Annotated in this window: 17 protein-coding genes and 1 pseudogene; 9 read left to right on the top strand and 9 right to left on the bottom strand. The window is 73.8% G+C overall.

All coding sequences use genetic code 11. From position 1 onward, the window contains the following. Nucleotides 1-104 precede the first annotated feature (104 nt). The gene (locus ACZ34W_RS25315) at nucleotides 105-1,316 is read right to left on the bottom strand and encodes a Dyp-type peroxidase (protein ID WP_465607302.1); all 1,212 of its coding nucleotides are present in this window, start codon (nucleotides 1,314-1,316) and stop codon (nucleotides 105-107) included. A 235-nt stretch (nucleotides 1,317-1,551) separates the two neighbouring features. Here ACZ34W_RS25315 and ACZ34W_RS25310 point away from each other — a divergent pair, with 235 nt between their 5' ends. Next, complete coding sequence (locus ACZ34W_RS25310) at nucleotides 1,552-2,721, top strand: right-handed parallel beta-helix repeat-containing protein (protein WP_465607300.1); 1,170 nt, start codon at nucleotides 1,552-1,554, stop codon at nucleotides 2,719-2,721. Between the two features lie 65 nt (nucleotides 2,722-2,786). On the opposite strand, the gene ACZ34W_RS25305 is transcribed toward ACZ34W_RS25310, so the two are convergent. Both ACZ34W_RS25305 and ACZ34W_RS25300 read right to left on the bottom strand, forming a co-directional pair. Continuing rightward, nucleotides 2,787-3,665, bottom strand: coding sequence for a hypothetical protein (locus ACZ34W_RS25305; protein WP_465607298.1), 879 nt, complete (start codon nucleotides 3,663-3,665; stop codon nucleotides 2,787-2,789). 125 nt (nucleotides 3,666-3,790) lie between these two features. After that, on the bottom strand, nucleotides 3,791-6,496 hold the full coding sequence (locus tag ACZ34W_RS25300) for an SdrD B-like domain-containing protein (RefSeq protein WP_465607296.1): 2,706 nt from the start codon (nucleotides 6,494-6,496) through the stop codon (nucleotides 3,791-3,793). Nucleotides 6,497-7,278: 782 nt separating this feature from the next. On the opposite strand from ACZ34W_RS25300, the gene ACZ34W_RS25295 reads away from it, so the two are divergent. From ACZ34W_RS25295 to ACZ34W_RS25265, 7 genes are all read left to right on the top strand, one after another. Then, the gene (locus tag ACZ34W_RS25295; protein WP_465607295.1) at nucleotides 7,279-7,764 is read left to right on the top strand and encodes an NUDIX domain-containing protein; all 486 of its coding nucleotides are present in this window, start codon (nucleotides 7,279-7,281) and stop codon (nucleotides 7,762-7,764) included. Nucleotides 7,765-7,769: 5 nt separating this feature from the next. After that, nucleotides 7,770-8,006 (top strand): hypothetical protein, encoded by a 237-nt coding sequence (locus ACZ34W_RS25290; protein ID WP_465607293.1) that lies wholly within the window; start codon nucleotides 7,770-7,772, stop codon nucleotides 8,004-8,006. Nucleotides 8,007-8,219: 213 nt separating this feature from the next. Further along, nucleotides 8,220-8,783, top strand: coding sequence for a papain-like cysteine protease family protein (locus ACZ34W_RS25285; protein WP_329485435.1), 564 nt, complete (start codon nucleotides 8,220-8,222; stop codon nucleotides 8,781-8,783). Between the two features lie 25 nt (nucleotides 8,784-8,808). Then, nucleotides 8,809-9,669, top strand: coding sequence for a hypothetical protein (locus tag ACZ34W_RS25280; RefSeq protein ID WP_465607291.1), 861 nt, complete (start codon nucleotides 8,809-8,811; stop codon nucleotides 9,667-9,669). A 276-nt stretch (nucleotides 9,670-9,945) separates the two neighbouring features. Next, the gene (locus ACZ34W_RS25275; RefSeq protein WP_465607289.1) at nucleotides 9,946-10,305 is read left to right on the top strand and encodes a nucleoside triphosphate pyrophosphohydrolase family protein; all 360 of its coding nucleotides are present in this window, start codon (nucleotides 9,946-9,948) and stop codon (nucleotides 10,303-10,305) included. Between the two features lie 116 nt (nucleotides 10,306-10,421). Then, on the top strand, nucleotides 10,422-10,910 hold the full coding sequence (locus ACZ34W_RS25270; RefSeq protein ID WP_465607287.1) for a GNAT family N-acetyltransferase: 489 nt from the start codon (nucleotides 10,422-10,424) through the stop codon (nucleotides 10,908-10,910). 169 nt (nucleotides 10,911-11,079) lie between these two features. Next, on the top strand, nucleotides 11,080-12,249 hold the full coding sequence (locus ACZ34W_RS25265) for a hypothetical protein (protein WP_329485439.1): 1,170 nt from the start codon (nucleotides 11,080-11,082) through the stop codon (nucleotides 12,247-12,249). 126 nt (nucleotides 12,250-12,375) lie between these two features. On the opposite strand, the gene ACZ34W_RS25260 is transcribed toward ACZ34W_RS25265, so the two are convergent. Then, entirely contained in the window at nucleotides 12,376-13,359 is a 984-nt protein-coding gene (locus ACZ34W_RS25260; protein ID WP_396489285.1) for an SDR family NAD(P)-dependent oxidoreductase, read from the bottom strand. 103 nt (nucleotides 13,360-13,462) lie between these two features. Continuing rightward, nucleotides 13,463-14,647 carry a zinc-dependent alcohol dehydrogenase gene (locus tag ACZ34W_RS25255; protein WP_465607284.1) on the bottom strand — a complete coding sequence of 395 codons (1,185 nt, stop codon included), beginning with the start codon at nucleotides 14,645-14,647 and terminating at the stop codon, nucleotides 13,463-13,465. A gap of 335 nt (nucleotides 14,648-14,982) precedes the next feature. Here ACZ34W_RS25255 and ACZ34W_RS25250 point away from each other — a divergent pair. Further along, nucleotides 14,983-15,186 (top strand): annotated as a pseudogene (locus ACZ34W_RS25250) (alcohol dehydrogenase); the annotation flags it as partial. A gap of 72 nt (nucleotides 15,187-15,258) precedes the next feature. Here the strand turns inward: ACZ34W_RS25250 and gndA are convergent. The 4 genes from gndA to ACZ34W_RS25230 form a co-directional block, all read right to left on the bottom strand. Next, nucleotides 15,259-16,704, bottom strand: coding sequence for an NADP-dependent phosphogluconate dehydrogenase (gene gndA / locus ACZ34W_RS25245; RefSeq protein ID WP_465607282.1), 1,446 nt, complete (start codon nucleotides 16,702-16,704; stop codon nucleotides 15,259-15,261). A gap of 24 nt (nucleotides 16,705-16,728) precedes the next feature. Further along, nucleotides 16,729-16,989, bottom strand: coding sequence for a co-chaperone GroES (locus ACZ34W_RS25240; RefSeq protein ID WP_465607280.1), 261 nt, complete (start codon nucleotides 16,987-16,989; stop codon nucleotides 16,729-16,731). Nucleotides 16,990-17,246: 257 nt separating this feature from the next. Further along, on the bottom strand, nucleotides 17,247-17,633 hold the full coding sequence (locus tag ACZ34W_RS25235) for a VOC family protein (RefSeq protein ID WP_465607278.1): 387 nt from the start codon (nucleotides 17,631-17,633) through the stop codon (nucleotides 17,247-17,249). Nucleotides 17,634-17,755: 122 nt separating this feature from the next. After that, nucleotides 17,756-18,973 carry an aminotransferase class V-fold PLP-dependent enzyme gene (locus ACZ34W_RS25230; protein ID WP_329485445.1) on the bottom strand — a complete coding sequence of 406 codons (1,218 nt, stop codon included), beginning with the start codon at nucleotides 18,971-18,973 and terminating at the stop codon, nucleotides 17,756-17,758. Nucleotides 18,974-19,107 lie beyond the last annotated feature (134 nt).

The raw sequence follows: 19,107 nt of genomic DNA, 5'->3' as shown, positions 1-19,107 counted from the left end.
GTCAGGGCGGACGCGAGCTGGGAGGACCGGTCGCCGGTCCTCCCAGCGACGTGCTCGGGGGTCGTAGCTCTCATTCGGCCCGGCGGGCGCGACCGCCGGTGGCCCTATGCCCAGAGCTGTTCGCCGAGCGTCCCGCCCGGTGCGGCGCCGGGGAGCACGTAGGCCACGGCCGACGCCTGGTGCTCGACGAACGGACCCAGCGCGTCGCGTTCGGCCAGGCGGTTCTGGACCCGGGTGAACAGGGCGGGATCGCGCATGAAGGCGCAGAACAGCAGGCCGCGGTCGTTCAGGCCGTCGTCGTAGCTGTAGCTGCGGCGGAGCATCCGGGCGCCGCCGTCGAGACGGGGGCTGCTGAGGCGGACGTGCGCGGACGCGGGGATGACGTAGGAGCCGTCCGGGTTCTTGGCGTAGATGTCCGGGTCGTCGTGCTCGGCGGTACCGGTGAGCGGGACGCCGTCGCCGCCGCGGCGGCCCATCACCGCGTCCTGCCGCTCCCCGGGGAGCGCCGCGAAGCCGGCGACGTCCATCCGGATCCGGCGGTACACGAGGAAGGTCCCGTTCTCGTGCGGGCCCGGCGGGCCCCAGACCCACTGCCGGGCGGCGTCGTCGTCGGGATTGGCGGTGCCGTCCTTGAAGCCGAACAGGTTCCGCGGTGTCACGCCCCGGGGCGTGAGGGGCAGGAAACCGGACTGGGTCCAGCGGGGGACGAGGCCGGCGGCCTTCGCGGCGGCGGTGGCCAGTTCCGCGACGACGGTCGGGGTCCAGCGGTCGGCGGCGCACAGCTGGACCACCAGATCGCCGTGGCTGCGCGCCGGGTCGAGGCGCTCGCCGGGGAACGGCGGCAGGTCGGCCAGTCCGGCGGGCACGTTCAGGCCGAGTCGGGAGCCGAGTCCGGGACCCACGCCGACCAGGGAGGCGAGCCGGGTCGGCACGCCCGTCCCCAGGCGCGGGTCGGGCAGCGTACCGGCGGCCGCGCCGGAGAGGGTGCGGGTCAGCGCGTCGAGGACGGCGCGGAGGGTCTGCCGGTCCGCGGCCGCGGTGGTCGCCGGGAGGTCGAACGACAGCAGCTGTGCGACGGGCAGTTGAGGCTCCGTCACCCCGGCCTGCCGGGGCCCGTGGAAGGGTACCGCCGACCCGGGCGGCGGGCCGGCGGGGTGCGAACGGTCGTCCGGCGCCAGGACGTCGCCCGCCAGCGCCTCGGCGGCCGCGCCGATCCCGGCGGCCAGCACCGCGCCCGCCGCGAGCACGGCCCTGCGTCCCAAACCGGCCGCGGCTGGTCGTGCCGGTTCCTGCGGATTTCCCGGTTCGGTATGCATGGCCGATATTGGAGACGATAGAACACGTATCATGCAAATCCCCTCTCCTCAGCGCCTGTTGTCCGCTCGGGCCGCCCGGCCCGCCGCATTCCGGGCTTCGCTGCCGAGACGCCTGTCGGTGCTGGTCACCCTGGTCGCGGTGGCGGCCACGGGGTGCTCGGCGACGGATTCCCAGCCGCCCGGGAAACCGCATCCGGCCGGGAACGTCGTTCGCGTACCGGAGGACTTCGCCACGGTGCAGCAGGCGGTGGACATCGCGCGCGAGGGTGACACCGTGCTGATCCAGCCGGGGGTGTACCGCGAGAGCGTGCGGGTCACCGTGCCGCGGGTGGTCGTGCGCGGCACGGACCGGAACGCGGTGGTCCTCGACGGCGGGGTGCGGCTCGTCAACGGCATCACCGTCACCGGCGCCGGCTCGGTGGTGGAGAACCTCACCGTCCGCGGCTTCCTCGCCAACGGCGTCCTGTTCACCGGGGTCACCGACGACCAACTGCAGCGTCACGGCGCCGGCGGCTCGGCCTACGACCCGCTGGACACCGTCCGCTTCCCGCCGGTGCAGGGCTTCCGCGCCTCCCGGGTGACGGCGTACAACAACGGGCTCTACGGCATCTACGCCTTCGACGCGCGCGGCGGCGTCATCGAGGACTCCTACGCCTCCGGCGGCGCCGACTCCGGCATCTACGTCGGCCAGTGCAAGCCCTGCGACACGCTGGTGCGCGGCAACACGGTCGAACGCAACGCGGTCGGCATCGAGATCACCAACGCCTCGGACAACCTCACGGTGCTCGGCAACCGCGTGGTCGGCAACCGCGTCGGCGTGACGGTCAACTCCAACGACCTGGAGGCCCTCGCCCCGCAGCACGGCGCGGTGATCGCCGGCAACGTGATCGCCGGCAACAACGCCGCGGACTCGCCCGAGCAGGCCGACGGCGGCTTCGGGATCGGCATCGGCATCGGCGGTGGCACCGCGAACCAGGTGCTGCGCAACCTCGTCCGGGACAACCGCGCGGCCGGGGTCGTCATCACCGACCCGCCCAGACACCCCGCCGTCGGCAACCGCGTCGAGGGCAACCACGCCACGGCCAACGGCGTCGACCTCGTGCTGGCCTCGACCGATCCCGCGAACTGCTTCACCGGCAACTCGCCCGCGACGCAGAGCCCGAACGGCCTGGAGGACGTGGCCGGGTGCGGCGCCGCCGCGCGCCAGGCCGTCCCGGCCGGTCGGCCGGCCCCCGTCGAACCACCGCCCGGCACACCGTTCAACTCCGTGCCCGTGCCGGCCGCCCAGCCGTCGATGCCCGATCCGACCGCGCCCGGCCGCCCGGCGACGGACCTGCCCGGCCCGGTCGATCCGAACCGCTACCCGCTGCCGACCGACGTCGCCGCCATGCCGCGGCCGAACTGAGCCCGACCGGCCGCCAGCGCTGCCCGCCGGTCGGGGCCCGGCGGCGCCCGGCCGGCGGCGCCGGTTCAGCCGGCGGCCCAGGGTGCCTCGGGCAGCTTCGCCGCCTCGTCGCGCCCGGTGATCTCGACGGTCGTCGGGGTGCCGAGGCCGGGCATCCGCATCGTCACCCGCCGCAGACCGCCGTCACCGTCGATCCAGTAGGTCAGCGGCGACAACTCACCGTCGGCCCCCGCCCCGTGCGCGGCGTCGCCGGAGCGCGGCCCGGAGAACCGGTCGTAGCTCCGGCCGTCGATCAGGTCGCGGCCCAGCCATCGCGGACCGGACTGCGCGAGCAGCAACGGGTTGTCGGGCCGGTCCGCGCCCAGCTGGATCAGCAGTTGGAGGCCGGAGTCCAGGGGGTCCGCCGTGTAGCCGCGCGGCGACCAGCCCGGGCGGGGGATGTGCTCGGCCTGCTGCCAGGCCGGGCCGCCGCCACCACCCGCCTGCGGCGCCAGCCCCAGTCCGGCGCCGTCCCACACGATCAGCCCGTGGTCCAGCTCACCCGTGGGCCCGGTGACCCGGTAACTGCCCGCCGCCCGGTGGGTGCGGTAGTCCACGACCCCCTCCACCCGCACCATCACGCCACCGCCCTCGGCGGCGGTGAGGGTCACCCTCGCCGGGCTCGCCTGGTACAGGTTGAGGCGCGACACCGCGATGCGCGATGCCTCGTCGACGGTCACCGGCCGGTTGGTGGTGCTGTCGGACACGTTCCGGTAGACGACCACGCCGCCCGTGGCGGCCCCGCACACGGTGACCGCCAGCAGTGCCCTGAGCCAGACGGTCCGCCGCGGCACGCGGGCGCCGCCGGACCGCTCCCGCGCCGTGGCGCCACCGGACTTCCACCGGGCCGTGAAACCGCCGGGATTCCGCCCGGCCGCCTTGTCGCCGGACTTGCTCAGGGCCATGCCCATGCCTTCTCTCACGTCGGTGACACACTCGGGCGGGTTCGCGGACCCGATGGTCAGCGAACCCGCCCGATCCGCCCCTGCCGGCCGCCGGCCCGTCGGGCTCCGACGGCCGGGCCGGGGTGTTACCGGTGCCGGGCCCTACGCCCGCGCAGTCCTACCAGCACCCCGCCGAGCGCCGTGAGCGCCACGGCGACGAGGGCCATCGGTACGAGCGGCCCCGTGCCGGTGCTCGCCAGGGGCGAACCCGGCGCGGGCCGCGGCGGGCCCGGTGCGGCGGCCGGCACGACGGGCGGCTCCGGCGGGTACGACGCGGGCGGGACGCCGGCCGTCTCCGTCGGGGTCGGCGTCGTCGGCGTGGGGGTGGGCGACGGGGTGGGGGTGGGCGACGGGGTGGGCAGCAGCCGGTTGACCGCCGTGACCGAGACGCCGTCCGCGAGGTTCTCGGACGTCAGCACCAGCGGACCGAACACCGTGGTGTCCGGCGCCGCGTAGCCCTCGGGCGGGCTGAGCTCCTGCCAGTAGTACGTCCCCGGCTCACCGGCGCCCCGGCACAGGCCGTCGGCACCGGTGGTGCACGGGCTCCCCAGCTTCGCGTCCGGCTTGTCACCGGTGGGCTGCAGCCCGTCGGTGCCGTTCGTCTCGTGCCACAGCTGGAACCTCGCCCCCGCCAGCGGCTTGCCGTCCTGGTCGTGCTTGACCAGGCGCAGCGCGCCCTCCTGCCGGCGGAACCCGAAGTCGAAGGTGTGGTCGTTCTCGCCCGGCCCGCCGGTGGTCAGCGCCCGTTCGGGGAACCGTCCGCCGTCGGGGACGACGCCCTTGGAGTCGATGAAGTGGTTGTCGCCGACGTCCGCGTCGGTGGGCACCCACTGGTACAGGGGGCCGCCCTTGGCGTAGTCGGCCGGGTTGTCCAGCCTGATGGTGTACTTGGTGCGCGGCTTGAGGCCGCCGTCGACGTCGGAGTCGTCGAAGTAGTACTCGCCGCGGGTGGTCGTCCTCGTCGTGCCGACGAGCTTCCCCGACTCGTCGTAGAGGTGGACGGTCGCGCCCGGGACGGGGCGCTGGCCCGGGCGCTGGACGCCGGTGCGCTCCGGGTCGTACCAGACCCGGTTGCCGATCTGCAGCGGCGCCTGGTCGCAGAGGACCTCCAGGTCGCCCATCGACGCGCCCTTGCCGAACGGGGCCACCGTTCCCGGCGGGTTGAGCCGCAGGCCGAACTTCGGGTCCTGCTTCCCGTCGCGCTGGAGGAACGACGTGCCGTACCCCAAGGCGGTGTGGTTGGGGTCGAAGGCGGAGACCGCGATGGTGTTCTCGACCTTGGAGAGCGCCATGCCGGCGAACGCCGTGTTGCGGTGGCCGCCCCAGCTCGTGTCGAAGAACCGGGTGCCCCGGGGGGACAGCCCGCAGCCGTTGTTGGTGTCCAGCACGAACGTGCCGCCCGCCGGGCAGGCCTTGTTCAGGTCGCCGCCGGACATGACGACGGCGACGGAGCCCGGTGCCGGGGCGGCCGGGGCGCGGTCGGCGAAGCGGTCGCGGAAGGCCAGCAGCATCGAGCCGTCGCTCTCGAAGGCGATCTCGCCCAGCTCGGGCTCGGGGTTGGCGATGGTGGAGGCGCCGCACGGATTGCCGTTCTGCGACGTCGGGTAGGTGCTCGTCCACGGGAACCAGCCCGCGCCGTCGCACGGGCCACCGCCGACGGTCGACTGCCGCGGGTAGTCGAGCGGCTGGTCCAGCACCGGCTTGCCGAACACCCCGGTGGCGAGGTCGAACGGCAGGACGACCGCGCGGAGGTCGGCGACCTTGCCGGTGGACTCGCCGGAGCACACCCCGCCGAGGTAGCCCTTGCCGTCCTGGAGGCCCAGGCCGAAGGGGCGCCAGTCCCCCGCCGCCGGGCAGCCCGGGTCCGGGACGGCGTAGGAGGCCTTAGGCGCCGCCGCGGTGGGCGCGGTGGCGTCGTAGCGGTAGAGCCTGCGGTCGTTGAGGTTCACGACGAACAGGTCCCGGCCGTCATCGGTGATCTTGAGGCCACCCAGGCTCTCCTTGCCCGGCACACCGAGGAAGGCGTCGTCGGTGCCACCGCCGTGAACCGTCGCACCGGCCTCCGGGACGGTGGTGAACAGGGTCGTCCTCTTCTGGGCGAGGTCGGTGACGTAGATCGCCCCGGCGCCGCCCGGACCGTAGTCGGTGGTGCGCTTGGCCAGCGCGGAGGAGAACACCCGCCGGTCGGAGCGGTTCCACCCGATGCCGTAGAGCGTGCCGGTCTCGGCGTCGGTGGCGATGTCCGTGGCGTTCACGTCCACGCCGTCCTGGCCGCGTGCGCTGTAGGGGAAGGACACCAGCGTGCGCTGGGCGCCGCCCTCGCGCGAGGTGGGCTGACAGGTCGTCACCAGCGGCGCGTTCTTCTGGCAGTAGTCACCGGGGTTCCACAGCCCCGTCGTGAACGCGACGTTCTTGCCGCCGGAGAGGTCGACGAACTCCTCGTTGCTGCTCAGCCTGTTCGGAGCGCCGTCCAGTCCCTCCCGGGAGGCGAAGGCCGGGAACAGCACGCCCGGCTTCGGATTCACCACCTGGACGCGGTACTTGCCGCCGGACAGCTTCGCCGCCGGGGCGAGGGTGACCGTGCCGTCCGCCGCCGTCGCCCCCTGGACCGCGGTGCCGGCGTCATCGGTGAGCGTCACCGTGACACCCGCGAGGCCGGGTTCCAGCGCCGGCGTCCAGACCCCGCTCGTGTCCACCGCCCGCACCACCCGGACCGTCACCGACCCGTCGCCGGACTGCGGGAACGCCGCCGGCGCCACGGCCAGCGAGCAGCCCGCGATCCCCAGTGCCACTGCCGCGGTTCTCGCCACGGCCCGGCGGCCGGGCGAACCCGACCGCCCCCGACCCGGCCCGCGCGCGGAGCCGTTCAACCGATCACTTGTAGATGTCATTCCCACTCTCATCGTCGAGGGCCTGCGCCCGGCCGCCTGAGGAGCCGTGTGGAGTGACGGAGCACCCGCCATTCAGCGGAAGCTTAAAGGCGTCGTAAGGAAGGTGCGGGCACAATCGTCATTTTGACGCTCCATCAGGTGACTCTCCCCGATCTCGGCGGCGACCAGGAGGTCCGCGGGCGGTACGCCTGCGGACCGACCGCCGACCCCGACATACCGACGCCCCAAACCTTCCCGGGCAACTCGCCAGCCGAACGGGTGAATCCGCCGACGACTGTCCGCCGCGCACCCTCCCCACCCGACGAGCACCCGCCACCGGCGCGAAGCCGCACGGTCGGCCAGTGCTCGAACGCGCGCTCGCCGCCCGTGCACTGGGCTCCGCCACCCTCGCCGCACTCCCTCGCGACCACCTCGGGGTGTCCTCGGAAGCGCGCACGGTGCTCGAAAAGTCCCCGTTCGCCCCGGGCACGCCCGACGGATATCCGCTTGAACGCCGCACTCGAACAGCACCATCATCAGACGCCACCCGACCCGAGGTGACCACGCGAACTCGACCAGCCCACAGCCCACTTGACGCTCACCGCCGGCCAGACGGCGCGCCGGCCGGCCTGAGCACGGGTGCCCCGCCGCACCCCGCCGACCACCGCGAGCCCCGTCAGCCGAGCAGTCCCGGAGGTAGCACCGTGGAGATCCTTCGCCAGGCCGTGTCCGTCATCGTCCACGACCAGGACCGAGATCTGGTCGCGACGCTCCGCTACGCCGCGCACGGCTGGCGCGCGACGCCGGCGTGGACGATCCCCGGCGGCAAGGTCGAGGAGGGCGAGCGGCTCGACGAGGCCGCCGCCCGCGAGCTGCGGGAGGAGACCGGGCTGATCACCGATCCCGGGGGCCTACAGCTCGTGCACACGATCCAGGTCCGCCAGGGCTGGGACGGCGAGGGCCCGTTCCTGCTGTCGGTGTTCCTCGCCACCGCCTGGAGCGGGGAACTGACGAACACCGAGCCGGACAAGCACCTCGGCGCCCACTGGTCCCCGGTCGACGCGCCACCGCTGCCGATGTTCGCCACCGCCCACGCCGCCCTCACGCTCTACCGGGGCGGGGGCCGCGGCTTCTCCACCCACGGCTGGGGCGGCGAAGGGTCCGACCCGCGTGCGCTCGTCGGCGCGTGAGACCGGTGGGCCGACACCGCCGACCGCCCGACCCGCACCTGCCGGACGACGCCGACCTGCGGCTGCGCGCGATCGCGCGGCAGCAGAACGTCGTGGAGGAGGGCGTCGCCGTCCTCCCCGGCAGCGCCGCCCCGTACGCCTACCGGACGGTGCACCGGCCGGACGGCGGAGTCGACCACCACCTCGTCCGCCTCGATCCCCCGCCGCCCCCGCTCTCCCCCTGGCCGGGTGAACCGCGATGACGCCCGCGCCCGCCCCGGCCCCGCCGTGGAACCACACCGCGGGGATCACCTCCCCCGGCGTGAGGTCCTCGGCGTCGTCGGCCCTGCATATATGACGATTCATCCTTGTAGGTGCAGTTTCTATACACACCATGGGTGACAGCGCGAATTCGTGCTGTCATAGCTGCGCCAGATCCCCCGGCACGCATCGCACCTTCGCGGGAAGGCAGGAAGATGGGCAGATCCACGTTCGCGGCCACGACGATGGCCGTCGCACTGACGGTTTCGGGGTTGCTCGCCGCCGTAGGGAGCCCGGCCCACGCCGAGGCGGGGCAGGACAACATCGGCATGTACAAACAGGAGAAGACCCAGTGGTGCTGGGTCGCCTCCGGGCTGACGATCGCCAAGTTCCAGGGCTACGGCAGCACACAGACGGACTTCTGCACCCGGGCCCAGCCCTCCTACGGCTGCAACAACCAGCCCGCCACACTCGACGACATGGCCAGGGGCTGGAACAGCCTCGGCATGGCCCACCCCGGCTCGGGCCTGAACAGCGCGGCCACGTTCAACCAGGTCTACACCGACGTCAAGGCGGCCCGCCCGGTCGCCGCCCGCATCGGGTGGACGTCCGGCGGTGGCCACATGAACGTCGTCTACGGCTTCGACACGTCGAACAACACCATCGGCGTCGCAGACCCGTGGCCGGACACCGCCACCTACACGTGGTGGAACTACAACGACTACGTCAGCAACAGCTCGTTCAAGTGGACCCACTCCCGGATCGGCATCTCCCGTTAAGGCAGGCGGCATGCACCGAGCAAGAATGTCCAGCAAGCGGGCGGCCTCCCGCCGCTCCCGCCTGACCACCGTCCTGGTACTGAGCGCGGCCGCGCTGCTGACAGTCGCCGGCCCCGCCCACGCGACCGCGCCCATGGACCCGCTCCCGGCCGACATCCCGGACTACCAGGCCGCCCTCGACCTGGTGAAGTCGGCCGACGTCCGCGCCACCGTCTGCCGGTTCCTCAGCGTGCCGGTGCCCCAGGGGGACGCGGTCGGCGCACCGCAGGCGATCCCCGACAAGGCCGACCCGTGCGAGGGCCTGCCGGCGTTCACCGTCAAGGACCCGTTGGCGCTGAACGAGATCACTCCCGGCTTCGCCGCGGGGACGTCACTGCCGATCGCCACCGAGGCGGTCAAGCTGAGCTATCTGGTCTCCGCGCTGAACGCCCCGGTCAACGGGCGGAACGCCACCGTCATGCTCGCCCCCACGCAGGGCGGCGGGTGGCACCTGGCGGCCGTGCGCGAGGGCGACAGCGACGCCACGTTCGCGGGCAGGGCCACGGTGGGGACGCTGGTGTTCTCCGAGCCGCAGATCCGCGGCTGGTACCAGCTGAAGCTCACCACGGTCGAACCGCTCAACGACCAGGCGCGGCAGGGGCTGGACGGCCAGTCGGCGGTATCGCTGAGCACCTACCAGAAGCTGGTCAAGGCCCGCTATGCCGACAAGCTGCCCGGCTCGGTGTACGACACCACGGGCATGTCCAGCGGCTACGGCGTCGCGAAGAAGTCGGCAGCCGCCCCTTCCTCGACACCCGTGCTCGTCGGCGGTTCGGGCGTGGCCCTGGCGCTCGCGGGTGGCGCCTTCGCCCTCCTCCGCCGCCGTCGGCGCGACAACGTCGCCTGAACGCGGCCACCGCCGCCTGAACGCGGCCACCGTCGCCCCGGCCCCGCCGCCGACCGGGGTCGGGGCGAGGCCGCCCACCGGTGCTGTCCCACGACGCCATCGAACGGCACGACGTACCGCAGGGTGAATCCGTCGGGAGAGGTTCGACCGGGAATCGACTTGTCAGGACTGACGAGGCGTCATACAACGGGGACTGACAGCGACTCAGGTGAATCGCCGGGCGTGCGTCGACGTGATGACGACGCACGCCCGACGCCGTCCGTACGGGAGCCGACCATGTCCGACCGGGAGCGGCTGCACGACGCGGTGCTCGAAGTCCGCGAGTCCTACGACCGGCTGAACGAGCAGCGGCTCGGCCGCCGGTGGGACCTCACCGACTACGCGCTCGGTTTCGTGGGCGACGTGGGCGACCTCGCGAAGCTGGTGATGGCCCACGAGGGCCACCGCACCGACGTGGCGGGCGGCCGCGAGCTGCTCGCCCACGAGCTGTCGGACTGCATGTTCTCCCTCCTGGTGATCGCCGAGGAGACCGGCATCGACCTCGAAGCCCGGTTCGCGGCCGACATGTCCGCCCTCGCCGCCCGGGTCCGCGCGCAGCTCACCACGGGAGCGACGCCGCCTCCCGCCACCCCCTGACCCAACCGGGTGCCACGCAGTACGAGCGACGAACGCCCCGCCCCGGGGCGGATGCCCCGAATGGTGTTGCGCCTCGCCGACGTGTGGTGGAGCCTCTCAGGCTGGAGGTGGTCCAGGTGACCGACATCAGGGTCTCGCTGTCCGTGCGCGACCTCACCCACGAGGACCTGCCCTCGTGCGGCTGGGCGGGCTCCGCCCTGCACGTGCGCCGGCTCGCCGACCAGGTGCGGCGGGCCGAGCGCGGTGAGGTCGACTACCTGGCCGTGCACGGGCCCGCCGGCCTGCCGGTGGCGATCGGCGGCGTCGACTACACGGTCAGGAGCGGTGCCGGCACGCTCTGGCAGCTCGGCGTCCATCCGGCGCTCCGGTCGTGCGGCATCGGCACTCTGCTGATCGCCTCCGCGGAGGCCCGGATCACCGCCCGGGGCCTGACGGTGGCCGAACTGGGCGTGGAGGAGGGCAACCCCAGGGCCCGCGCCCTCTACGAGCGGCTCGGCTACCGGGCCTACGGCCGCGAACCGGACTCCTGGGAGGTGGAGACCGCGGAGGGCTCGGTCGAACGGTACGAGACCGTGTGCACGTTGAGGCGCAAGGACCTCACGTAGCCGAGGACGGGCTGCACCGACGAAGTCGGCTGGGTGCCGCAGGCTCCGCCGAAGTACCCCGTCCTCGTGCGGTGCGTCACCGGGCGGAAAAGCTCACCCCCGGCCGCGGCGCACGCCAGAATCACCTCAGGCCAGTCGGTGCGCCGACACGATCCGAAGGAGCGCCGCCATGACCCGCTACAGTGTCGACCCCGCCCGGCACGAGCTGATCGCCGCCTGGGGAACCGGCGGCGGCGACCTCTCCGCCCGCGTCGCCGTCCTCCCCGCCGAGGCCGACACCGCCGCGCTGCTGCGCCTGGCCGGCACGCTCACCCAGCTGTCCGAGGCGGCCTGGCGCACCTACACCCACCCGGCCAGCGCCGCCGACTCCCTGGAGTCCGGCAGCGAGGGATGGCGGCGCGAGCGGGAGCGCGAGGCCTTCGGCGAGGTCGCCGCCGCCGTCGCCCGCCCCAACCTGCCCCAGGGCGGGATGCTGACCGTCTCCTACAGCCCCCTGGTGGAGTCCGCGAACCGGATCGGCCGTGCCCTGGTGGCCCTGGGCGACCCGGAACTCACCGCCACCGTCCTGGCCGAGGCCGCCCAGGAGCTCGCCGCCGTGGAGAGCGCCGAACTCGGCGACCTCTCCGGCCGCGCCCAGCAGGCCGTCCTGCTCAGCCGCGAGGACGCCTCGCCCGCCCAGGTCGCCGCCGCGGACCACCTCTTCCGTCAGGACCCGTTCGGCCCCGCTGAGCTCTTCTCCGGCATCGACCCCACCGCCGCGGCCGTCGCCGCGGCCCACTGGCTCACCGCCGCGGCCGAGATCGCCGCCGAGGCCTCCGGCCACGACCGCGCCACCGTCGTGGTCGAAGCCGACGCCATCGAGGCGCTCGCCCACGAGACCCCCACCCTCGTCCTCGAACTCATCGACGCCGGAGCGTCCCCGCACGACGCCGTCGCCGGGCTCGTCCGGCACGCCCTTCAGGTGGCCGACGGTCTGCTGCCCGACCCCACCGCCCTGCGGGACCAGCTCAACGACTTCGAGGAGGCCCTCGCCGAGTACGCGGAGGACGACGGCGACGAGGGCCTCGCCCCGGAGGACACCGGCCTGCGCCTGACTCCCCTCGACCCGCGGCGCCCTGCCCGCGACCTCCTCGAAGACCTCCTCGCCGGCATCCACGGTTGCTGGCTCCTCCACGACCAGTACACCGACGCCGACCACGACGAGGACGCGACCCCGGAGACCCCCGCCCACGAGGACGACGAGGAGGCCGCTGAGGAGTTGCACCAGCAGCGCAGCCGTGGTCAGTTCGCCGCCCGGGTGCGCGCCGTCGCGGCCCGCGATCGCGACCGGCTGGTCTGACGCCGCAGCGCTGTCGAACCGCCACCGGCCGCGGCCGCTCCGCCGGCGCGACCCGACGCGACCCGGCGCGTGCCGGCGGCGACGGACCCGACACGCCGCCGGGATCGGGCGTCCGCCCGGAGCTCGTCAGCGGCCGGGTCCGGGTTCGCCGTAGCGGCGCCCCGCGCGGTCGCCGAGCACGGTGACGGCTGCGGGGAGCGGCGAGTCGGCCGCGGCCCGGGACCCGCGGACGTTGCGGCGCGGGTCCTGCCCCGGCCCCGGCAGGATCCGTGCGGCGAGGCCGAGCAGGCGGGTCGTGGTGGCGGGAGCGAGGCCCTGGAGCCGGACGCCCACCTTGGCCGCCGGGGTGAGGACGAGTTCGGGCCTGCGGCGCTCGGCGGCGCGGACGATGGCGCGGGCGGCGCGCTCCGCGTCCATGGACAGCAGGGGGAGCGACGCCGCCGCGGCGAACCAGCTGTACTCGGCGCCGGGCCTGCCGTGGAAGCGGGCCGCGGTGTGCGAGCCGGTCCGCATCAGGCCGGGCAGCACGGTGGTGACACTGACCCCGGCCCCCTCGCCCGCTCCGGCTCCCGCTCCGGCGAGTTCGGCCCGCAGTCCCTGCGACAGGCCGGCCGCGGCGAACTTCGCGGTGGCGTACGGGAGCAGGTGGGGTGCGGCGATGCGTCCGCCGACGGAGGAGATGTTCACCAGCGTGCCGGCCGTACTGGCCCGTAGGTCGGGCAAGGCCGCGAGGGTCAGCCGCAAGGGGGCGAAGAGCATCGTCTCCATCGCCTCGCGGAAGTCCTCCTCCCGCAGCGCGTCCAAAGGGCCGACCTGGATGATGCCGGCGTTGTTGACCAGCACGTCCAGGGGCCCGAAGCGGTCGTGCACCGCGTCCAGCAACGCGCGCGGGGCGGACTCGTCGGTGATGTCGCAGACCACGGACGCCACCTCGGCGCCCTCGGCACGCAGACGGCTCTCGGCGAATCCGAGCTCGCGCGGGTCGCGGGCGCAGAGCATCACCCGGCAGCCGCGCCGGGCGAGTTCCTGGGCGATGAGCAGGCCGAGGCCTCGCGACGAGCCCGTGACCAGGGCGGTCCGGTCGGCGAAGCGGTGCAGCGTTCGGGACATGGGGGCTCCCGGGAGCGGTCACGCCGGTGCGGCGTCGGGGACGGGGATCAGTCGGGGGCGGGATCAGTCGGGGGCGGGGGGCGAGATCAGTCGGGGACCGGGATCAGGGATTGAAGAGGATCTTGACGGCGCCGTCCTGCTTCTTCTGGAAGAGGCGGTAGGCGTCGGGCGCCTCGGCGAGCGGGAGATGGTGGGTGGCGAAGGCCTCCACGCCCAGCGGGTCGTCGTCGGAGAGAAGCGGGAGGATGTCGTCGGACCAGCGGTGGACGTTGGCCTGGCCCATGCGCAGCTGGATCTGCTTGTCGAACAGGGTGAGCATCGGGAGCGGATCGGTCATGCCGCCGTAGACCCCGGACAGGGAGATGGTGCCGCCGCGGCGGACGATGTCGATGGCGAGGTGGAGGGCGTGGAGGCGGTCCACTCCCACGTGCTGCATGAGCCGGGCGGCCAGGGCGCTCGGCAGCAGGGCCGTGGACTGCTGGGCGAGGGTCGCGGCCGGCGAGCCGTGCGCCTCCATGCCGACGGCGTCGATGACGGCGTGCGGGCCGCGGCCCTCGGTCATCTCACGGATCGTGTCGGCCAGGTTCTTGCCGTGCCGGTCGAGGTCGAGGACGGTGGTCCCGCGGGCGCGGACCCGCTCCAGGCGTTCCGGTACGAGGTCCACCCCGATCACCTGGCCGGCGCCGCGGTGGGCGGCGATCCGGGTGCACATGTCGCCGATCGGCCCGAGGCCCAGGACGACCAGGCTGCCGCCATCGGGCACGTCGGCGTACTCCACGGCCTGCCAGGCGGTCGGGAGGACGTCGGAGAGCAGGACGTACCGGTCGTCGGGCGGGCCCTGCGGCACCTTGATGGGCAGCGTGTTGCCGAACGGTACGCGCAGTAGCTCGGCCTGCCCACCGGGCACCTGGCCGTAGAGCTTCGTGTACCCGAACAGTGACGCCCCGGTGCCGTACTCGCGGACCTGGGTCGTCTCGCACTGCGAGTGCAGACCCTGCGCGCAGGTGAAGCAGGTGCCGCAGGAGACGTTGAAGGGCACCACGACCCGGTCGCCGGGCCGGACGGCGGTGACCTCGGGGCCGACCTCCTGGACCACGCCCATCGGTTCGTGGCCGAGGATGTCGCCCGGATCCAGGAACGGGCCGAGGACCTCGTAGAGGTGGAGGTCCGATCCGCACAGTCCGGTGGTGGTGATCTTCACGATGACGTCGGTCGGGTCCTCGATCACGGGATCGGGCACCGATTCGACCCGTACGTCCCGCCTTCCTTGCCAGGTCAGAGCCTTCACGGCCACTCCTCTCACTGGATCCCCCCTCGGCGCCGCGGCTCGCACGCGAGCCGCGCGGACGCGCGATTGCCGGTGCGCGCCCACCGGGAGGCGACTGGTGCCCGCCCTCCCGCACGGCCCGCGCCTGCCCGGGCGCGGGAACGTGAAACGCCCCCCGCGCAGGGGGGGGCGGGTCGCCGCCGTCGCCCTCGCCCGCCGTGCGCGATCGGGCCGAAACTGCTCTGCTGGGTGCGGATGTGCCTTCCGCGCGGGATGCCGTACCCGCACCCGGTCGTGCCCGTACCCGGTCGTGCGCATCAGTACCCGGTCGTGCCAGCGCTCGGGAGAGGTCCGGGCCGAACCAGCTGCTGATGAGCGGCAAGATCATCCGCGGTCATCCCTCGGGCACCGCGCGGGACGTGCAGGACACCATGGAGTTCAGCGTGCTCCACGGCATCCGGCCGATGATCGAGACGGTGCCGCTGGACGGGACCACCGCGGCCTACGAGCGGATGCCGGCCGGCGCCGCCCGCTTGCGGCTGGTCGTCACCACCGGCTGACCCGTGGCGCCCGCGTGGCTCGGCCCTCCGGGGTGCACCCGGGAGGGCCGAGCCACGCTGCGGGCGGGCCGCTCAGCGCCGCTCCTCCGGGCGCTGCGGCTCCTCCCAGCGGGTGTGGAAGACCCCGTCGCGGTCGACCCGCCGGTAGGTGTGCGCGCCGAAGAAGTCCCGCTGCCCCTGGACCAGGGCGGCCGGCAGCCGCTCGGCCCGCAGGCTGTCGTAGTACGCGAGCGCGGTCGCGAAGCCCGGCGCCGGCACGCCCAGCTGGGCCGCCGTCGAGACCACCCGCCGCCAGGCCGACTGGGCGGACCCGAGCGCCTCCGTGAAGTGGGCGTCGGTCAGCAGGGTGGGCAGCTCCCGGTTCCCGTCGTAGGCGGCCTTGATCCGGTCGAGGAACCTGGCCCTGATGATGCATCCGCCGCGCCAGATGGCGGCCATCTCGCCGGGGTCGATCCGCCAGGAGTACTCGGCGCTGCCGGCCTGGATCTGCTGGAAGCCCTGGGCGTACGCGACCATCTTGGAGGCGTACAGGGCCTGCTCGACGTCGTCGGCGAAGCGGTCCGCGGCGGCGCTGTCCAGCCAGGTCTCGGTCGGTCCGGGCAGGCCGCGGCCCGCCTCGCGCAGGGACACGCCGCCGGACAGCGACCGGGCGAAGACCGCCTCGGCGATGCCGCCGACGGGCACCCCGAGCTCCAGCGCGGTCTGGACCGTCCAGCGCCCGGTGCCCTTCTGCTCGGCCCGGTCCAGCACGACGTCGACGAAGGGCCGGCCGGTGTCCGCGTCGGTGTGGGCCAGGATGTCCGCGGTGATCTCGATCAGGTAGGACTCCAGCCGCCCGCCGTTCCAGGTTCGGAACACCTCGGCGATCTGCGGCGGCTGCAGGCCCGCGACGTGCCGCAGCAGGTCGTAGGCCTCGGCGATCAGCTGCATGTCCGCGTACTCGATGCCGTTGTGCACCATCTTGACGAAGTGGCCGGCGCCGTCCGGTCCGACGTGCGTGCAGCAGGGCTTGCCGTCGACCCGGGCCGCGATGTCCTCCAGCAGCGGTCCCAGCAGCCGGTACGCATCCGCCGTGCCGCCCGGCATGATGCTGGGGCCCTCCAGCGCGCCCTGCTCGCCGCCGGAGATGCCGCTGCCCACGAAGTGCAGCCCGCGCCCGCGCAGGGCGGCCTCCCGCCGTCGGGTGTCGAGGAAGTGGGCGTTCCCGCCGTCCACCAGCACGTCGCCCTCGTCGAGCAGCGGGACGAGTTCGTCGATGACCGCGTCGGTCGGCTCCCCGGCCTTGACCATGACGACGATCATGCGCGGGCGTTCGATCGCCGCGACGAACGCCTCCGGCGAGTCGGCCGGGACGAACTCGCCCTCGTGCCCGAACTCCTCCAGCAGGGCGGTGGTCCTGGCCCGGGTGCGGTTGTGCACGGCGACGCGGTAGCCGTGGCGGGCGAAGTTCCTGGCCAGGTTGCGGCCCATCACGGCCAGTCCGGTGACGCCGATCCGGGCCTTCGACTGCTCGGTCATGACCTTCTCCTCCTCGGCGGGCTCCTACTCGGCGGACAGCGAGAGGACCTCGTCCTCGGGGACCTCCAGGTAACGCTCCCCCGCGACCTCGATCTCCGAGCCCGAGAACGTGGCGAAGACGATCCGGTCGCCGACCTTGACGTCCACCGGGTGCGGCTTGCCGCTCTCCAGCGGCCGGCCGGGTCCCACCGCCACCACCTCGCCCGTACGGGTGTCGGCGTCGGCGGCGGGTTCCCCGATCGGCCTGACGACCAGGCGATCGTGCTCCGGGCGGAAGTCGGGCATGGGGTGCTCCTCTGCACTGGGCGGTACGGGTACGGCCGGTGGAATCGGCGGAACCGGGCGGCCGACGCGCGGCCGAACCGGTCCGCCTCCGATTCTCCCGGGGTTCCCGGATCCTGCACGGTCTGGCCGCGCGCCTTCGGCCTCCCGGGGCTCGCCGGGTCCTTCCGTGGGCCTCACCCGGAGCACACGCGGACCGCACCGCCACCTCGCCCGGACCACACCCGGACAGCGCAGCGCCGCGGGCGGTCGCTCAGCGGTCAGCGGGGCTGGAGCCGGGTGCGCAGGAGGCAGAACTCGTTGCCCTCCGGGTCGGCCAGCACGTGCCAGTCCTCGGCGCCGGTCTGGCCGATGTCGACGGGCCTGGCGCCGAGCGCGAGCAGCCGGGCCAGTTCGGCGTCCTGGTCCCGGTCGGTGGGGCTGACGTCGATGTGCAGCCGGAGCTTCCTCCCCGGCCGGGGGTCACCACTGGGGCTGAGGACCAGGGTGGGCTGCGGGCCGCCGAAGCCGACGCCGGGCGGCCCGATCTCGATGCTCCCGTCGGCCTCCCGGCCGAGTTCGACGTAACCGAGGACCTCGTTCCAGAACGCGGCGAGTTGCTCGGGGTCGGCACAGTCGATGACCAGCTCACTGATGCGGCACGCCATGCCCGCCAGTGTACGGAGCCGGGCCGGGCGGCCGGCCTCGGTGCTCCCCCGAGCCGCCGGTTCCGTCCCCGGCGGCTCGGAGGACTCCGACGGGAGGTGGCGGCCTCCCGTCGGAGGCCGGCTCAGTGCCGCTCCGCCGTACCGCGGGCCCAGCTGCCGAGCACGGGGACGCAGCGTTCGGCGAAGTCCTCGTAGTCGGCGGCCGTGTTGTAGACGTGGGTCGAGAGGCGGAAGTAGCCGACGCCGTCGAAGCTGGTGAACGCGGCCTCGACGCCCAGCTCGGCCGCGACCCGGTCGCGCAGGGCGTCGGCTTCGAGTCGGGTGGCGGCCAGGCCGTCGGGGAGCCGGACCAGCCGCAGGGCGTTCACCGGCATGCCGACGTCGACGGCGGCGCTCTCGCCGGTCAGCTTCGTGACGGCCTCGCCGACGATGCGTTCGGCGTAGTCCGCCAGCTCGCGCAGGTAGTCGCGGGCGGCCGCCCAGCCCCAGGTCCGCTCGATGAAGCCCAGCGCCTCCGGGGCCGCCAGGTAGCTGCTGGCGTCGATCGTGCCCTGGGTGTCGAAGCGCTCGGGGAACGGGGCTTCGGCCGCCCAGGAGTCGATCAACGGGTAGAGCTGGTGACGGAGTTCGCTGCGGACCACCAGGGCCGAGGCGCCGCGCGGGGAGCAGCCGAACTTGTGCAGGTTGCCGACCCAGACGTCAAACTCCAGCCCGGCCAGGGGGTCTTCGGCCAGGCCCGGTACGTGGGCCCCGTCTATCAGCAGGGGGATGCCCAGCTCCCGGGCCGCCGCTCCGATCTCCTTCACCGGCATCCAGCGGGCGGTGGCCGAGGTGATGTGGTCGAGGACGATCAGCGCGGTCCGGTCGGTGACCTCGGCGAGCACCGCGGCGCAGGCCTCCTCGGCCGTGGCGTCAAGCGGCACCCGTGCTGTCCGGACGCTGCCGCCCCAGCGGCGGGCCAGCCGCTCGGCGCCCATGGTGACGGCGCCGTAGCCGTGGTCGGTGACCAGCACCTCGCCGCCGGGCCGGGCCGGGAGGTTGCCGTACACGACGCTCGCGCCCGCGCTGGCGTTGGGCACGAGGGCGAGGTCGCGCGGGTCGACCCGCAGGAAGTCCGCGACCTTCGACCGGGCGGCCGCCACCCGCCCGGGCAGGGCCGGGAACCACACCACCGGCGCCCGGTCCATCTCGGCGCGCAGCCGCTGCTGCTCCTGCTGCGCGGCCTCCGGGACGGCGCCGAAGGAGCCGTGGTTGAGGTGGGTCAGCGCCGGGTCCAGCGTCCAGGCGCCGGCGGCGGGCCGGCCGTCCGGCAGCAGCAGGGGAAGCGGGGCGGGACTCATGTCGTCTCCAGGAGGGTGCCGTCGGTCGCAGGGTGAGGGTCGTCCGGTGGGGCTGCCGGAGAATCCGGTCCATCATGACGTCCGAGGCCTACGGTGCCTACCGCGGCCCCCGGTTCGGGCCCCGGGCCCCGGGC

Source organism: Kitasatospora sp. NPDC022856 (genome assembly GCF_055561235.1).
This window is presented reverse-complemented; position numbering and strand designations above follow the sequence as displayed.

What these genes read in the sequence shown, in the direction of transcription:
- ACZ34W_RS25315 (WP_465607302.1), bottom strand. Translation starts at nt 1,316, where the DNA reads ATGCATACCGAACCGGGAAATCCGCAGGAACCGGCACGACCAGCCGCG.
- ACZ34W_RS25305 (WP_465607298.1), bottom strand. Translation starts at nt 3,665, where the DNA reads ATGGCCCTGAGCAAGTCCGGCGACAAGGCGGCCGGGCGGAATCCCGGC.
- ACZ34W_RS25285 (WP_329485435.1), top strand. Translation starts at nt 8,220, where the DNA reads ATGGGCAGATCCACGTTCGCGGCCACGACGATGGCCGTCGCACTGACG.
- ACZ34W_RS25280 (WP_465607291.1), top strand. Translation starts at nt 8,809, where the DNA reads ATGTCCAGCAAGCGGGCGGCCTCCCGCCGCTCCCGCCTGACCACCGTC.
- ACZ34W_RS25275 (WP_465607289.1), top strand. Translation starts at nt 9,946, where the DNA reads ATGTCCGACCGGGAGCGGCTGCACGACGCGGTGCTCGAAGTCCGCGAG.
- ACZ34W_RS25265 (WP_329485439.1), top strand. Translation starts at nt 11,080, where the DNA reads ATGACCCGCTACAGTGTCGACCCCGCCCGGCACGAGCTGATCGCCGCC.
- ACZ34W_RS25260 (WP_396489285.1), bottom strand. Translation starts at nt 13,359, where the DNA reads ATGTCCCGAACGCTGCACCGCTTCGCCGACCGGACCGCCCTGGTCACG.
- gndA (WP_465607282.1), bottom strand. Translation starts at nt 16,704, where the DNA reads ATGACCGAGCAGTCGAAGGCCCGGATCGGCGTCACCGGACTGGCCGTG.
- ACZ34W_RS25240 (WP_465607280.1), bottom strand. Translation starts at nt 16,989, where the DNA reads ATGCCCGACTTCCGCCCGGAGCACGATCGCCTGGTCGTCAGGCCGATC.
- ACZ34W_RS25235 (WP_465607278.1), bottom strand. Translation starts at nt 17,633, where the DNA reads ATGGCGTGCCGCATCAGTGAGCTGGTCATCGACTGTGCCGACCCCGAG.
- ACZ34W_RS25230 (WP_329485445.1), bottom strand. Translation starts at nt 18,973, where the DNA reads ATGAGTCCCGCCCCGCTTCCCCTGCTGCTGCCGGACGGCCGGCCCGCC.